This window comes from Vibrio sp. 1159, from assembly GCF_033340395.1.
GTDB classification, from domain to species: domain Bacteria; phylum Pseudomonadota; class Gammaproteobacteria; order Enterobacterales; family Vibrionaceae; genus Vibrio; species Vibrio alginolyticus.
In genome coordinates this window covers 1-14,500 of sequence record NZ_JAWOWL010000012.1, presented here as the reverse complement: position 1 = coordinate 14,500, position 14,500 = coordinate 1, and the positions used below count along the sequence as shown (strand labels likewise).

Here is a 14,500-nt window from a genome sequence, read left to right as displayed (position 1 = left end):
CCAATCAAAAAAGGCTTATCATGACATTTACCGTAGAAAAAATCGGCGGTACATCAATGACAGCATTTGATGCTGTTCTCGACAATATTATTCTTCGTCCCAAAACACCATACAATCGTATTTTTGTCGTATCTGCATACGGTGGTATGACCGATGCGCTGCTTGAGTGTAAAAAAACCAGTAAACCAGGCGTTTATCAGCTTATCGCGAAACGCGACGACAAATGGGAAGAAGCGTTAGCGTACGTTGAAAGCCGTATGTTGCTGACCAATGAAAATATTTTTGCGGACCCAATGAATCGTATCCGTGCGGATAAATTCATTCGCTCCCGCATTGCTGAAGCGAAAAACTGTATCGCGAATATTTTAGAAACCTGTCAGTACGGTCAATTTTCGTTGCGCCAGTACTTGCCTCAAATTCGAGAGTTTCTCTCGTCTATCGGTGAGGCACATAGTGCTTACAACACAGCACTAAAACTAAAAAATATGGGTATTAACGCTAAGTTCGTTGACCTGTCTGGTTGGGATAATCAAGCGCCAAGAAGCCTTGATGAGTCGATCAGTGACGCGTTTGCTGATATCGATGTATCAAAAGAACTGCCAATCGTGACAGGTTATGCTTACTGTAAAGAGGGCCTAATGCACACTTATGACCGAGGTTATAGTGAGATGACATTTAGCCGAATTGCAGCAATAACAAAAGCGGATTTAGCAGTAATTCACAAAGAGTACCACTTGAGCTCAGCGGACCCACGCGTTGTTGGCCCTGAAAAAGTATTACCAATTGGTAGTACAAACTATGACGTAGCAGACCAACTTGCCAACCTTGGCATGGAAGCGATTCACCCAAATGCCGCTGCGGGTTTGCGTGAAAGTGGTATTGAGCTACAGATTAAAAATACATTCGAACCTGAACACGAAGGTACTTTGATCTCTTCAAGCTACCGCCCAGAAGAAGACAAAGTCGAGATCATCGCAGGTAAAGAGAAAGTATTTGCACTGCATTTGTTTGACCAAGCAATGGTAGGAAAAGCCGATAACGTTAGTTACGAATTGATGGAAATCATCTCCGATGCTCGTGTAAGTTTGGTTGGTAAAGAGATGAACGCTAACTCTATTACTTACTATCTAGGTGGCAGTACAGATAGCTTAAACAAAGTATTGTATAAAGCCGAGAAACGTTATCCGAATGCCTCGATTAAAGGTCGTATGGTCGCGCTTATCTCAGCCATCGGTTCTCAAATTGATACCAACAAGACGTTGGCGAAAGGTGTGCTTGCATTGATGAATAATGGCGTTACGCCAGTTGCACTGCACTCATCATTGAGAAATGTAAATGTTCAATTTGTTGTCGGTGATAAGGAATACCAGCACGCGATTTGCGCATTGCATGATGAGTTTTTCCAAAGTAGCAGTTTAGCTAAATCGGTTAATGTGGCTTAGTTTATCCACGGTTAAAATACAAAGGAGAGCAGGTTAGCTCTCCTTTTTTGTTTTTCAGTTTGTACTTTTGCATAGTCTAAACAGACGATTTAAGTAAGTTCCTATGTGGCGATACACATAAGCCAGCAGAATGGTCTGCTGGCTTAATGTTACTGATTAACTAACGTTAACTTAGTTTACTTAAACTTGCTGATTTCTTGTTCAACTTTGTCTAGTTGCTGCAGCTTCTCTTGCATTTTTAGAGAGTCGTAGTTTAGTGAAGCAGGGTTCATCGCTGTGCCACGTTGCATTGGGTATTCTGGAAGTGTTTTAAAGAACTCTCCCACAACGTCTTGAACAGGTACAAATAGCCACATGTTGTCAGCCATCCAACGCAAGTACATTTGTGATTCGCTTGGGCCTTTTTCGAATGGGTCAGCGCGTAGGTGGATGATTTTAGGCCAGTTCGGAGCAAAACGAACTGCGTTACTTAGGTTCCCTTCAAGCGTTGCAAAGTGAAGTTTCCAGTCATTCCAGCGGACAGCGTTTAATTCACCATTAGACGTAAAGTAAAGCAGCGACTCACGAGGGCCTTTTTCTTCCTTACCTTCAAAGTATGGCATGAAGTTATAACCATCTAAATGTACACGCCACTCTTTGCCATTTGCTTTGTAGCCTTCTGCCAGTTTTTCTTTTACATCAGGTACGCCAGCAGCTGCCAATAATGTAGGCAACCAGTCTTGGTGTGCCATCATTTCATTGATCTTGGTTCCTGGTTTAATGACGCCTGGCCAACGAACCAGTTGAGGAACACGCATACCGCCTTCCCAAGTTGTACCTTTTTCACCATGGAATGGTGTTGCGCCACCATCTGGCCAAGTCATGGTTTCTGCGCCGTTGTCCGTTGAGTAGATAACGATAGTGTTGTCTGCAACACCTAGCTCATCCAGCTTGTCGAGTAAAACACCTACATGATCATCATGTTCCAGCATACCATCGGCATAAATGCTTACACCTGATTTACCTTGGTATTTTTCCTGCAAGCGAGTCCAAACGTGCATACGAGTGGCGTTATGCCAAATAAAGAAGGGTTTATCCGCCTTAACTGCTTTTTCCATAAATGCCAAAGAGCTCTCTAGGAACTCTTCATCTGCGTGCTCCATACGTTTTCGTGTCATCGGGCCAGTGTCTTCAATCTTACCGTCGGCATAAGACTTAATGACACCACGAGGGCCATAGTTTTTACGAAACTCTGGGTCTTTAGGGTAGTAATAAGTTTCAGGTTCTTCTTCTGCGTTTAGGTGATATAAGTTACCGAAGAATTCGTCAAAGCCGTGTTTTGTCGGTAAGTGCTTATCTTGGTCACCTAAGTGGTTTTTACCAAATTGACCCGTCATGTAACCTTGTTCTTTTAACAGATCTGCAATGGTTGGCGCCCAATCAGGTATGCCGTGGTCAGAGCCTGGCATACCAATTGTTAACAAACCCGTACGAAATGGCTCTTCACCCGTAATAAAGGCCGCGCGACCAGCAGTACAAGACTGTTGTCCGTAGTGATCTGTGAACAACGCACCTTCATTCGCGATACGGTCGATGTTTGGCGTTTTGTAACTCATCATACCTTGGTTGTATGCGCTGATATTCCAGTAGCCGATATCGTCACCAAAAATTGCCAGAATATTCGGTTTGTCGGCTGCCATAGCAGCACTGGACGCCGCTAACAGTCCTGCGCCTACAGCGATTTTGCTCAATTGATTTGCCATAAAAACTCCAGATTGTTGAGAGTAAAGATAAGCACAAGTGAGCCTTATGCTTAGTTGCTGCATAAGTTAATGATGTATATAGAAAAATCCTCTTATACTCGATATAACCATAAGTTATTGCTAGGTAGTAACCATTTGTTAATTAAGAAGAAATAGGATTATCCTGTTAGTTTGTAGAGATTCGTAAAGTAGATTTAGATCACTGAAGAGCCTTATTTTTATTGCGTAGTAGAAGAGGGGATGGAAATGAAAAACAATAGGATGTTCGCTTGTTTTACGGTCCTAAAGCAATACTAAAGTCGTTATGTATTGCTTGTAATTATTTGTATAACCAGTGATTTAGTGTCTATATTGATTTAGGTTGTACATTATAAATATAAGGATATCTATGAGTCAGTGGGCAGGCCGGTTTCGCATTTTATTGCTGGTCAACGTTGTTGTCAGTTTTATGGCTTTTTCTCAAGAGTTATTAACAGAGAAACCAAATATTCCTTCAGGCTTAAATCCAGAATATGCTGGCACACAAGCTTGTATAGATTGCCACCAAAACGAGGTGGAGGCCTGGAAAGGGTCACATCACGATATGGCCATGAAGCATGCAAGTACAACCTCTGTGCGTGGTAATTTTGATAACCATGTTGTAACACACAAAGGAATGCCTAATCGTTTTTTTAAAAAAGGCGGCGAATATTGGGTCAACATTCAAGGCTCTGACGGGCAATGGCATGACTATAAGATCAGCTATACATTTGGCTGGGAACCATTACAGCAGTACATGGTCGAGTTTGAAGATGGCCGCGTGCAGCTTATTCCTTTTGCTTGGGACACAAGAGCTAAAGTTGAAGGGGGACAGCGTTGGTTTCATCTTTATCCAGAAACGACAACAACGGATGAATTCTATTGGACCAATACCGGGCAAAATTGGAACTTCATGTGTGCTGATTGCCATTCAACGAACCTAAAGAAGAATTACGACGCTGACAAAAACACTTACAACAGCTCATGGTCAGAGATTAATGTGGGATGCGAAGCATGCCATGGTCCCGCTAGTCAGCACATAGAACTGGCCAAGAAATACAAAAATGCTGGCACTTCTTTTGAGCATGACAGCCATTATGGCTTTGATCGAAATTTGTCTAAAGCAGTGTCGGATTGGGTGTTTGAGGAAGGCCATAGTACGTTACAGCCGAAATCAATTGAAGCAACCAATCAAGTGCAAACATGCGCTCAATGCCATAGTCGCCGAACCCAGTTAAATGAAACAGGTGATCATGTTAAAGGTTCTTTTTTTGATAAATATCGCTTAAGTCTTATAACACCTGAACTCTACTATCATGATGGACAGATTTACGACGAAGATTATGTTTATGGTTCGTTTCTTCAATCTGAAATGGCGGAGAAGGGGGTCACGTGCACTAATTGCCATGATCCACACACGGCAGAGTTAACGATCCCAGAAGAGGCAGTATGTTCGCAATGCCATATTGCATCGGAATATACACCTGAAAAGCATACCTTTCATAAGGCTGGATCTGAAGCATCGCAATGTACGACTTGTCACATGCCAGAAACGACTTACATGCAAGTCGATCCTCGTAGAGACCACAGTTGGCATATTCCACGACCGGATTTGAGCAAACATATTGGAACGCCCAATGTTTGCATGTCATGCCATGAAGATAAAAGCAATCAATGGGCCGATGAACAGATAGCAGAATGGTACCCGAATTCGAAGTATCGTAATCAACAACATTTTGCTGTCGCATTTTATGCGGATTCAATTGGTCATCAAGGAGCAGCAAATGCGTTGGCATACTCTGCTCAGGATTCGTCTTTAAAAGACATTATTCGCGCCTCAGCCCTGGAGAGAATGGGGGGCAACACTGACCAAAATACAACAGTATCTTTGGCTAGGGCCGTTAAGAATGAGAATGAAATGGTTCGATTAGGGGCAATTTCAGGCTCGTCTGGTTATGAATTTCATGATCGGTGGCGGATTCTAGAGCCATTGCTTGATGACCCGGTGCTTTCAGTGAGAGCGGAAGCTGCCTCGGTGCTGGTAGCGAACTACGCACAAATGACCCCTTTACAAAAAGATATCATTAAATCACCTTTAGAAGAGTACATGGAAATTCAAGAGTTTAATGCCGATCGTGGTTTCGGAAGAACCAATTTGGCGAATGTGTACCGCAGCTTAGGTGAAATCGACAAAGCGGCCGAGCTGTATAAACAAGCGATCAGCATCGAACCCTATTTCGAAAATAGCTACGTTAACCTAGCAGATTTGTATCGTCACCTAGGTAAAGAAGAAGCTGCGCTCACGGTGCTACAACAAGGGATGAAAGCTCAACCTAAATCCAGCACGTTACCATACAGCGCAGGTCTTTCTTTGTTGCGTCAAGGCAAAGCTGATGATGCGAAAAAGCTACTTAGACGCGCCGCAGAAGTTGGTGAAACTAATGCGCATTATTGGTACGTGTACGGTCTAGCTTTAGAAAAAAGCGATGTTCTAGAAGCCAGTAAAGCGTTGCATACAGCATTTGAAGTCGGTGGCAATCCACAACACTTGTTTGCTCAATGCGAGGTTCTAGCGAGAAATCATAAAAAAGGTGCTGTCGCTTTTGCTTTCGATAGGTGCATACAAGAGCTTAGTCACTATGCACCTAAACAAGCTATTGATCAGCTTAAAGCCTCTATTGTTGGGGTCAATAGGAGCTAATTACCAAAAGTGGAGCTTTTATCGCTCCACTTTTTTCTTGCTTAGTTTAATCAGCGTCTTTCGCTAATCTCAGCCCCATGTCGGACATGATGACTGACTGGCTAGCAAAATCGCGACGATAGTTTTCGGATTCGTCAGCATCATAGGCAAAGCTACCACCTCGTACAGACTTGTGTGCAAGGCTTTCTTTTTCATCTTTTGCGTTTACCGGATTATTACTTGGTGCCGATTTGTAATAGCCTTCATCAAAGGCATCAATAACAAACTCACCAACATTACCCGTCATATCGTATAAGCCAAGCTCATTCGGTTTTTTCTGACCTACCTTGTGTGCTTTATTGTTTGAGTTATTGGCATACCAGGCAACGTCGTTAATATCATCAGACCCCGCGTAAGTGAATCCTTGACTTAGATTCCCCCCTTTCGCTGCAAACTCCCATTCTGCTTCGGTGGGTAAACGATAGTGCTCTCCCGTTTTTTCATTCAATTTCTTTATAAAATAATTGGCTTGTTGCCAGCTAATGTTATTTACGGGCGTATTTGGGTTTCTAAAATAGCTCAGAGAAGATCCTGTAACCGATTCGAATAACTCTTGGGTTACCTCAAATTTTGCCAAATAGAAATCTTCCACGCGAACGGTGCGGGCCGGGCGCTCGGATTTATTTGCTGATGGATTATCCGAGCCCATCGTAAATTGTCCGCCTTCAATAAGAACCATATCTTGATCGATTTTTTGAGCAAGAGGTCTAGGTTGTGTTGTTGCACATCCAGTCATAATTAGCGAAATCGAAATAGCGGCACCAAGGTAAAGAGTATTACTTTTGGAATGCTTCATAGGGGAGCTCCATCAACATTTATGATCAAAGAATTTTATCAGGCAAGTCTATGAAAAACAGTTATACACACTATAACAAGCGCCACGAATAATTGAACATTATCATCACACTAGGCGATTAACTTAATGATTAGTCTTAGCGCCGTTGGGCACAGGCTAGCAACTAAGAAGGTGATGAATGCACATAAATCAAGGTCCGCAGTTCAATGGAAAAGCATCCAAGCGATTACATGTCATGGCGAAACCTATCGGTGCAGTGTGCAATATCGATTGCACCTATTGTTATTACCTAAGCAAACAAGATTTACTTGAGTACAAGCCAGGCTGCTCACCAGTCATGGATGAGGAAACGCTAGAGACCTATATCCGTCAATATATAGCGGGACAGAATACACCTGAAATCATTTTCTCTTGGCAGGGTGGTGAGCCGACAATGCTAGGTTTGGATTATTTCAAGACAATTGTTGAGCTACAGAATAAATACCGTCCCGATGGCATTACGATCTCCAATGATCTCCAGACTAATGGCACACTGCTTAACGATGAATGGTGTGAGTTTTTAAAGGCGAACAACTTTCTCGTCGGTTTAAGCATTGATGGCCCAGAAATGATGCACAACGCTTACCGAACAAACCGAGCTGGTAGAGGCACATTCCGGCAAGTTATGAATGCGGTTGAATTATTACATAAGCACGAAGTAAAGTTTGCTACGCTCACTTGTGTTAACAACTTGACCGGCCGTAACCCACTTGAAGTGTACCGATTCTTGCGAGATGAAGTACGCTCCCCTCAAATGCAGTTTATTCCAATAGTTGAACAGAAAACATTCAGAACAACCGCCCCTCAAACTTGGGAGCCAAACGAGCAACTAAAGCAAGGAGATAAACGGTTGATCCCAGGTCATAAAGATGCCGTTGTTGAGCCTTTTTGCGTTGCGGATGAAGCATGGGGAAATTTTCTGATCGCGATTTTCAATGAATGGGTTTTACACGATATCGGCAACGTGTTTGTGCAGTACTTTGAAGCCAGTATCGAAACCTGGATGGGCAGAAAAAACCCACTGTGTACGTTAGGTGAAATCTGCGGGAAAGGCTTAGCAATGGAGCCTAATGGTGATGTGTTTGCGTGTGATCATTACGTGTACCCAGAATATAAGGTTGGAAACTTTCATCACGAAAAGCTCGATACGCTCGCTTATAGCTCTGAACAGCAGAAATTTGGGTTTGCTAAAAGTCGTACGCTGCCCCAACAGTGCCTTCAATGTGATTATCAATTTGCATGTTTTGGAGAATGTCCCAAAAACCGTTTTATCCGTACTAGGCAAGGTGAGCCTGGTCTTAATTATCTCTGCGCGGGTTGGAAGAAGTTTTTTACCCATGTTGATCAGTCGATGGCGTACATCTTACGAGCGACAGGTAACCCAGTGGTTCACGGTAAATACAGTGACCAGATTCTACGCCAGCAAGCTACTCAAACACAGACTGTGTTTGAAACGAAGTTTTAAGATAGTCACTACGCCTGCTACAGGCCCGGAAATGAAAGAATATAGGTTATTGAATGCAAAAAATTAAGCTGCTCTCTAAATCATTACTCGTGATCTCGATCGGCATTGCTGCGAGTCAAACAGCAGTGGCACAAGAAACAACATTGCTAGACCCAGACCAGGTATCGCCGACAACGGTTGTCACTCCACAAGAAGCTCAAATGACACCGGCGCAACGAGTCGAAAAGCTGTCTTATGATGCGCAAAATAAAAAGTTGTCTTCAGAAAAACGTATTGATGCTTTACGTGAGTTAGCCAACTATCCAAGCCAAAATGCGTTGGTTGCAGTTGCGCGTGGGTTGCAGGATGAAGATGCAGGTATTCGCGAAGCTGCGATCGTGGGAGCACAGCCATATATGATTGAGCACCGTTGGCGTTTGATTTCACCATTATTGAGTGATGACGCCGCCATGGTGCGAATTACAGCAGCGATTAACCTCGTTCGAGATTACGCCAATTTGAGTTCGGAGCAACAGCAATCACTTGAGGGGCCTGTTTCAGAGCTGACAGCACACTTGTCCAGTAAGAACGATAATGTTTCCAAGTTATTACTTGCAGACGTTTACCGTTGGCATCGTGATTGGGATAAAGCGGCGCTGATATACCCAGAGTTAACTAAGCTTGAGCCAAACAACCCTCAAGTTTGGTTGAGCTACGCAGACAACTTCCGAGCGCAACAGCTAGACCAAAAAGCTATCAACGTGCTTGACGAGGGTATCAAGCTAAATTCAGAAGATGCCTCGCTGCATTATTCTAAATCTCTCGCTTTGGTTAGATTAGACAAAAAGAAAGAAGCGGCGTTTGAAATAGACAAAGCTGCGACGATGGCAAAGACGAACAGTTACTTTTGGTATTTAAATGGTGTTCTGCAAGAAGAGTTAGACTTGAAGAAGTCTGTCAACGCTTTTGAGCAAGCGTATTTGATATCCGGTGCTCCAGAACAATTGTATGCCGTGTGTGACATCTATGTCAGATACGGCAACCCTAAAACGGATGACTGTTTAACAGAGCTAACGAAGGTCGCTCCCGACTATGTTATTGAAGAGCTCAATCAGAAAAAGGGACGTAAAAGTGCCTCTACATCAGTTGAAGCCAATGAACTTAAACTCTAATCGGTAAATTCCATGTTCCTATTTCAATAAAATAGTGAACCAATTTAGTGACGGTGTCACTCTTTGGTGGCCGTTGGATATGTCAGTTCAATATGCGCCTGTTTCAATTGAACTATACTTTTGATTGGATTCGCACCTAGCACCTCAATATAAGGAATTAAGATGGCTATAAAGTTAAAGACGATTGTCTTAGCAACAGGTTTTGCTCTGTCTAGTTACGCTGTTGCGGCTGATATGCAAGATCCACTTCCGTCATGGAACAACACTGACGCTAAGCAAGCTATTATGGCGTTTGTTACGAAAACAACGACCCAAGGTTCGGATTCCTATGTTCCTGAAAGCCAACGAATCGCGACGTTTGATAATGATGGAACACTTTGGGCAGAAAAGCCTGTTTATCTACAGTTGTTTTTTGCGATCGATAGAGTAAAAGAAATGGCCTCTGAGCATCCTGATTGGAAGACAACCGAACCCTTTGCTTCCGCATTAAAAGGTGACATGGAGGGGATTGGTAAACAAGGACTCGAAGGTGTAATGAAGCTTGTTATGGCAACCCATTCTGGAATGTCTACTGAACAGTTTCATCAAGAAGTTAAGGAATGGTTGAAAACGGCTGTCCATCCAACAACGGGTAGACCATACACTGAAATGGTCTATCAACCTATGCTCGAACTGCTCGACTATTTAAGAGCGAACGACTATCAGACCTACATCGTTTCTGGAGGCGGAATTGAATTTATGCGCGTTTGGGCGCCGGAAGTATACGGCATTCCAACGCAAAACATCGTGGGAACGACGTTAAAGGCGGAATATCAAAGTGTTGATGGAAAACCTACCATCCAACGCATGCCGGAAATAGACTTTGTCAATGACAAAGCAGTAAAGCCTGTGACGATTCAAAACTTCATTGGCAAACGTCCGGTCATGGCGTTTGGTAATTCTGATGGTGATTTACAGATGTTAGAGTGGACGAAAGCAGGTTCAGGTCCAAGATTTTCTGCGATTATCCATCACACGGATGACAAGCGTGAATGGGCGTATGATAAAGATTCTCATGTTGGTAAGTTAGATAAATCGTTTAAAGTAGGTGAAGAGCAAGGTTGGCTATTTGTCGATATGAAACAAGATTGGAATCAAGTGTTTAAAGAGAGCACTAAATGATAATCTTTGTTTGACCATAACTTGCTGCAACCAAACAATTGCAACGAAATAAAAGGCCTCACAATTGAGGCCTTAGTTAATTCCACAGTAGCTTCGATACCTAGGGTCTAGTTTCTAGGTTGCTGTGTCATTGTTTCTACCACTTTTTCAATACTTAACGAGCTACCTTTCGTTGCAGGGAACTCCTTAAATGTCTCTAGGAACTTACGCACGATAGCTTGAGCAGGAACGAACATCCACATTTGATCAGCGTAAAAATGTCTGACGTAAAGTGCTGCATCTGGACCGACCTCAAATGGATCCATACGAAGGTTTACAATCAAAGGCCAACTAGGTGTTTTGCGGTATGCCTCATTAATGGCACCCTCCATAACACTGAAGTGGATCTTCCAGTCTTTATAACGAACGGCGTTTAAATTACCACCAGCATCGAAGTAAAAGATTTCTTTGCGTGCGCCTTCATCAGCTTTACCAGTCAGCAGATCAAGTTGGTTGTAGCCATCTAAATGTGCTTTAAAGGTTTTGCCCGCTGCTTTATGACCCTTCAATAGTTTTTCTTTCACATCAGGTTCGCCCACAGCTGCTAGTAGAGTTGGCATCCAGTCTTCTTGTGAAAAGATATCGTTGATAACCGTTCCTGGTTTAATGTTTCCAGGCCAGCGTACCATCATCGGAACGCGGAATCCGCCTTCCCAAGTCGTACCTTTTTCGCCCTTGAACGGTGTAGTACCACCATCTGGCCAGGTAAATTTCTCAGCGCCATTATCGGTACTAAAAACAACAATGGTGTTATCTGCTACGCCTAGCTCTTCAAGTTTATCAAGCATGACACCTACTTGATCATCTAGGTCCATCATGCCATCGGCGTATAAGCCGTAACCTGACTTCCCTTGATATTCTTCACTCAAATGTGTCCAGACGTGCATACGGGTTGAGTTATGCCAAATAAAGAATGGTTTGTCTTCTTTTACTGCTTTTTCCATAAAGGCCAAGCTAGCATCCATGAACTCTCGGTCTACGTTTTCCATACGCTTACGAGTAAGGGGACCTGTGTCCTCGATTTTGCCATCCGCAGTCGCCTTCAACACGCCTCGAGGTCCGAATTTTTTACGAAACTCTGGATCTTTTGGATAAAACTCAGACTCAGGCTCTTCTTCCGCGTTTAAATGGTATAGGTTACCAAAGAACTCATCAAACCCATGGTTAGTTGGTAGGTGCTCATCTTGATCACCAAGGTGGTTTTTACCAAACTGACCAGACACATAGCCGTGATTTTTAAGTAACTCTGCGATAGTAGGATCTTTCGATTGAATACCCTCTTTTGCGCCGGGCATACCAATAGTCAATAGACCGGTACGAAACGGATGTTGACCCAGAATAAATGAGGCTCGTCCGGCAGTACAACTCTGTTGTGCGTAAGCGTCTGTGAAAATGGCACCTTCATTGGCGATTTTATCAATGTTAGGAGTCTTCCCTCCCATCATACCATTGTGATACGCACTAATGTTGTATACACCTACATCGTCACCCCAGAACACAAGGATGTTGGGCTTATCGGCAGCAAAGGCTGTGGACGCAGCTAATGTACCGACCAATGCCATTACCTTTTTAATCGAGTTTCGCATGAAAATCCTCCGCGATAAATGAATCCATTATCGTTATATAACGTTACTAATTGTGTTCATCATGGCGAAGTCGAGTTAGATGACACCAAATGAGACAATGTAGTCAGTTGAATATAGTAGAGGTTTTTTGTTGCTTCCAAGTAATCCCTGTTTTTCAAAAATGTTAACTAACATGGACTAGACTTTAGTGTGTTTTAAGTGTGATAAGACGCACTTACAGGATTGAATTTCAATGAAAGGCGACACTATGAAAAATAAACTAGCAACTATCCTGTTTCTATGTATCCCGTTAGAAGTGGTTGCGGAAGAGACACCAAATGTCGTGGTAATGTTGGTTGATAACCTTGGGTGGGGGGAACTAAGTTCCTATGGGAGTACCAGAGGTGTTGAAACTAAAAACTTAGATCAACTTGCTAGAGAAGGTGTACGCCTTACTAATTTTAATGTGGAACCGCAATGCACGCCAACTCGCTCCTCATTCATGACGGGGAGGCGAGCGCTTAGATCTGGGACAGATAAGGTTGTTTGGGGAGTGCCTTACGGTATGGTGAACTGGGAGATAACCATTGCAGAGAAGTTTAAGGAACAAGGATATAACACGAGCCTTTACGGGAAATGGCATTTGGGAGACCAAAAAGGGCGCTTTCCAACGGATCAAGGCTTTGATGAATGGTATGGCATTGCAAATACGACGGATGAGTCAGAATATAGCTCTCAACCCGGTTATAAAGCTATATTACCTAAACCTCAAATCCTTTCAGCTAGAGCAGGGCAGGATCCTAAAGGGGTCAAAGAATATAATTTGGACTCACGTAGAACGATTGACAGTGAGCTAGTTGAACATGCCACAGATTTTATAAATCGAAATGTGAAAGAGAATAAGCCATTTTTCTCTGTAATTACTTTTACTCAACCACATTTACCGACGCTACCTCATCCTGATTTTATTGGTAAAACAGGCAAAGGAAATTACTCAGATGTGTTAGCTGAGATAGATTTTCGAGCTGGGCAAGTTATTGGTGCAATAGAAAAAGCAGGAATTAAAGACAATACACTAGTGATTTGGTTTTCTGACAACGGTCCAGAGTGGCATATGCCATACCAAGGCTCTAGCGGACCATGGCGTGGTGCGTACTTTACGGCTCTTGAAGGCTCTCTCCGAACACCATTTATTGCCTCTTGGCCTAACCACATCAAACCGGGCAGAGTGAGTGATGAAATTATCCATGTTGTGGATCTATTTGCCTCACTTTCTCATGTCGGTGGATACAAATTACCAAGCGATAGAACAATAGATAGTATTGATCAGTGGGCCTTTTTAAAGGGAGATAGTGAAAAGTCTAATCGAGATGGTTTTATCGTTAACAATGGCTCTGAAACCTACGCTTATAAGTGGGAAAATTACAAGATGCACTTTATTGATCAAGATATCATGCCGGAGAAAGGGCGCCCATTACAGATCCCTGAAATATACAATTTGATTGATGACCCTAAAGAGGAGTTTGATTTAAGAAATAATGCCACATGGTTATTTCCTATCATGATAGGAAAGAGAGTAAAGTTTGAATCTTCCGTTGCAACAAGCTGCGATACGATTCCTTTCCCTGCTCCATTTGGATATAAGCCCGATTGTAGCAAGGGGAATTTCAATCAATTTCCAGTGGATGGGTTACGCCAGAAGTAGTTTATCCCAATGGCTCTTTCTCGCATACATGAGGTATGTTTTTGGTTCAATATCTCATTAGAGCCATTTAGGGCCATGTTTTTTCTAGTTTCATTTGAACAGTCATATTCGTCGACCATACTTAAAGTTCGTTGTTTCATATGGGGCGAATTATGCAGCCAATACTCTACATTCAAATCGGTAATGTTCTTTGGGCGGTTTTAAGTGACGGTTCTTGGATCCAAATGTTGCCCAACGAACAATTAGTTCCAGAAGTAGAGGTGGTTGTTCTTAATACTGACATTCTCGATATTGCATTTAATGAAGATACAACAAGTGAGGATGAATCGAGTTCGAATGATCTTTTAATTGCATCTCAAAACGGTATTGAATCCACTTTTAATCAGAGCGTTCGAGATTTTAGTGAGTCTTCTGGTGGGTTAAGTTTTGTTGCCTATATTCGCGCTGTTTTACCTGAGCAACTCGTTTCTAATGGCTATGTTACTAGGCCAGCAGTGCAAGAAAGAGAGAACCCAACTTCTGAGACTCAGGCTCCTGAGCGGTTGAATCCCGATGCTATATTAACGGTGGATATTCTTGATGGCGGCGATGGATACGAAAACCAGTTTGAAGTTCCTAGTGTCACGATTCAAGGTGA

General features: G+C 42.9%; 10 protein-coding genes. 7 read left to right on the top strand and 3 right to left on the bottom strand.

The annotated features are described in order from the left end of the window. Positions 1–20 precede the first annotated feature (20 nt). Positions 21–1,442 carry an aspartate kinase gene (locus R7127_RS11300; RefSeq protein ID WP_005377768.1) on the top strand — a complete coding sequence of 474 codons (1,422 nt, stop codon included), beginning with the start codon at positions 21–23 and terminating at the stop codon, positions 1,440–1,442. A 176-nt stretch (positions 1,443–1,618) separates the two neighbouring features. Here the strand turns inward: R7127_RS11300 and R7127_RS11295 are convergent, their stop codons facing one another. Then, a complete protein-coding gene (locus R7127_RS11295) occupies positions 1,619–3,184 on the bottom strand; it encodes an arylsulfatase (protein ID WP_005377767.1) in 1,566 nt (521 codons plus the stop codon). A 388-nt stretch (positions 3,185–3,572) separates the two neighbouring features. Between R7127_RS11295 and R7127_RS11290 the strand changes: the two genes are divergently transcribed. Continuing rightward, positions 3,573–5,903 carry a tetratricopeptide repeat protein gene (locus R7127_RS11290; protein WP_318148402.1) on the top strand — a complete coding sequence of 777 codons (2,331 nt, stop codon included), beginning with the start codon at positions 3,573–3,575 and terminating at the stop codon, positions 5,901–5,903. Positions 5,904–5,949: 46 nt separating this feature from the next. On the opposite strand, the gene R7127_RS11285 is transcribed toward R7127_RS11290, so the two are convergent. After that, positions 5,950–6,678 (bottom strand): formylglycine-generating enzyme family protein, encoded by a 729-nt coding sequence (locus tag R7127_RS11285; protein WP_372061171.1) that lies wholly within the window; start codon positions 6,676–6,678, stop codon positions 5,950–5,952. A gap of 238 nt (positions 6,679–6,916) precedes the next feature. Here R7127_RS11285 and R7127_RS11280 point away from each other — a divergent pair, with 238 nt between their 5' ends. The 3 genes from R7127_RS11280 (at position 6,917) to R7127_RS11270 (ending at position 10,554) form a co-directional block, all read left to right on the top strand. Further along, positions 6,917–8,242 (top strand): anaerobic sulfatase maturase, encoded by a 1,326-nt coding sequence (locus tag R7127_RS11280; RefSeq protein WP_262584973.1) that lies wholly within the window; start codon positions 6,917–6,919, stop codon positions 8,240–8,242. Between the two features lie 53 nt (positions 8,243–8,295). Continuing rightward, on the top strand, positions 8,296–9,393 hold the full coding sequence (locus tag R7127_RS11275; RefSeq protein WP_213961773.1) for a hypothetical protein: 1,098 nt from the start codon (positions 8,296–8,298) through the stop codon (positions 9,391–9,393). 162 nt (positions 9,394–9,555) lie between these two features. Continuing rightward, entirely contained in the window at positions 9,556–10,554 is a 999-nt protein-coding gene (locus tag R7127_RS11270) for an HAD family hydrolase (protein WP_005385672.1), read from the top strand. A gap of 107 nt (positions 10,555–10,661) precedes the next feature. On the opposite strand, the gene R7127_RS11265 is transcribed toward R7127_RS11270, so the two are convergent. Beyond that, a complete protein-coding gene (locus R7127_RS11265) occupies positions 10,662–12,179 on the bottom strand; it encodes an arylsulfatase (protein ID WP_033905220.1) in 1,518 nt (505 codons plus the stop codon). Between the two features lie 247 nt (positions 12,180–12,426). Here R7127_RS11265 and R7127_RS11260 point away from each other — a divergent pair, with 247 nt between their 5' ends. Together R7127_RS11260 and R7127_RS11255 are read left to right on the top strand one after the other, a co-directional pair. Beyond that, the gene (locus tag R7127_RS11260; RefSeq protein WP_225455402.1) at positions 12,427–13,863 is read left to right on the top strand and encodes an arylsulfatase; all 1,437 of its coding nucleotides are present in this window, start codon (positions 12,427–12,429) and stop codon (positions 13,861–13,863) included. Between the two features lie 152 nt (positions 13,864–14,015). Further along, on the top strand, positions 14,016–14,500 hold a 485-nt coding region (locus tag R7127_RS11255), incomplete at its 3' end, for a hypothetical protein (RefSeq protein ID WP_318110491.1).

Bases quoted from the DNA above. Each gene is read 5' to 3' on its own strand.
- R7127_RS11300 (WP_005377768.1), top strand. From the start codon at position 21: ATGACATTTACCGTAGAAAAAATCGGCGGTACATCAATGACAGCATTT.
- R7127_RS11295 (WP_005377767.1), bottom strand. From the start codon at position 3,184: ATGGCAAATCAATTGAGCAAAATCGCTGTAGGCGCAGGACTGTTAGCG.
- R7127_RS11290 (WP_318148402.1), top strand. From the start codon at position 3,573: ATGAGTCAGTGGGCAGGCCGGTTTCGCATTTTATTGCTGGTCAACGTT.
- R7127_RS11285 (WP_372061171.1), bottom strand. From the start codon at position 6,678: ATGACTGGATGTGCAACAACACAACCTAGACCTCTTGCTCAAAAAATC.
- R7127_RS11280 (WP_262584973.1), top strand. From the start codon at position 6,917: ATGCACATAAATCAAGGTCCGCAGTTCAATGGAAAAGCATCCAAGCGA.
- R7127_RS11275 (WP_213961773.1), top strand. From the start codon at position 8,296: ATGCAAAAAATTAAGCTGCTCTCTAAATCATTACTCGTGATCTCGATC.
- R7127_RS11270 (WP_005385672.1), top strand. From the start codon at position 9,556: ATGGCTATAAAGTTAAAGACGATTGTCTTAGCAACAGGTTTTGCTCTG.
- R7127_RS11265 (WP_033905220.1), bottom strand. From the start codon at position 12,179: ATGCGAAACTCGATTAAAAAGGTAATGGCATTGGTCGGTACATTAGCT.
- R7127_RS11260 (WP_225455402.1), top strand. From the start codon at position 12,427: ATGAAAAATAAACTAGCAACTATCCTGTTTCTATGTATCCCGTTAGAA.